Genomic DNA, 1,076 nt, shown 5'->3' with positions numbered 1-1,076 from the left:
CCGCCGTTGCCGCCGGCGCACGGGTTGAACGCGCCCTGGAGATCCTCGGCGAGGGTGTCCCCGATCACCTCAAGTATGCGGGCGAGCTGAGAGTCGCCCACAAGCAGGCGAGCCTTGACGAGCTGGGCGGCCTGGCCAACCCGCCCATGACCAAGGACGCCATCGCAGGCCGGATCCGGCGGTTGCTTGCGATGGCCGACAAGCGTGCCATCGAAATTGGAATACCGGGAACCGAAGCCAATGTGACAGCCGACATGCTGGACGAGTGAATCTCTGCATAGGATGGAAGCGGCACAGGAATACCGCTGACAACGGCGGGGTTCCATGCCTTAGTGAACCAACTACGGTGTCTGACCGGCTGCGGTGCCAAATCACCCGCTGTGTCGGACCGACCTGGAGGAATTCGTGAGCGAGTACGTACTGCCCGAACTGAACTACGATTACGCTGCCCTGGAACCGCACATCTCCGCGCGCATCATGGAGCTCCACCACAGCAAGCACCACGCCGCCTACGTCAAGGGCGCCAACGACGCGATGGCCCAGCTGGCTGAGGCCCGCGAAAAGGGCGACTTCGGAAACATTTCGAAGCTCTCCAAGGACCTCGCCTTCCACACCGGCGGCCACATCAACCACTCAGTCTTCTGGAACAACCTCTCCCCTGACGGCGGTGACTCGCCGGAAGGTGAGCTCGCAGCCGCCATCGATGACGCCTTCGGTTCGTTTGACAAGTTCCGCGCCCAGTTCAGCGCCGCTGCCCTTGCCCTTCAGGGCTCCGGGTGGGCCTTCCTCGCCTACGAGCCGATCGGTGGCAACCTGGTCATCGAGCAGCTCTACGATCAGCAGGGCAACGTAGCGGTGGGCACCACGCCGCTGCTGATGCTGGACATGTGGGAGCACGCCTTCTACCTGGACTACGTCAACGTCAAGGCCGATTACGTCAAGGCCTTCTGGAACATTGTGAACTGGCCGGACGTCGCCAAGCGCTTCGCAGCAGCCCGCGCCTCGGCCACTTCCCTGATCGTGGTCGGCTAGCACCCAGGCACAGCGCCCCCTGGGGCGTAGTTGGGACGCCGCCC

General features: G+C 63.7%; 1 protein-coding gene and 1 pseudogene (1 of these 2 running past the window's edge). Both read left to right on the top strand.

The window, feature by feature from the left end; genetic code table 11:
* A pseudogene (gene whiA, locus K728_RS18230) lies at positions 1 to 269 on the top strand (DNA-binding protein WhiA); it begins 708 nt to the left of the window's first position.
* 136 nt (positions 270 to 405) lie between these two features.
* A complete protein-coding gene (locus tag K728_RS0102625; protein WP_019483790.1) occupies positions 406 to 1,032 on the top strand; it encodes a superoxide dismutase in 627 nt (208 codons plus the stop codon).
* Positions 1,033 to 1,076: the final 44 nt, after the last annotated feature.

It is taken from the genome of Arthrobacter sp. CAL618 (assembly GCF_000468215.1).
In the GTDB taxonomy this organism is placed as follows: domain Bacteria; phylum Actinomycetota; class Actinomycetes; order Actinomycetales; family Micrococcaceae; genus Arthrobacter_D.
The sequence above is the reverse complement of the archived record's forward strand: the minus strand, read 5'-3'. Positions and strand labels throughout refer to the sequence as shown.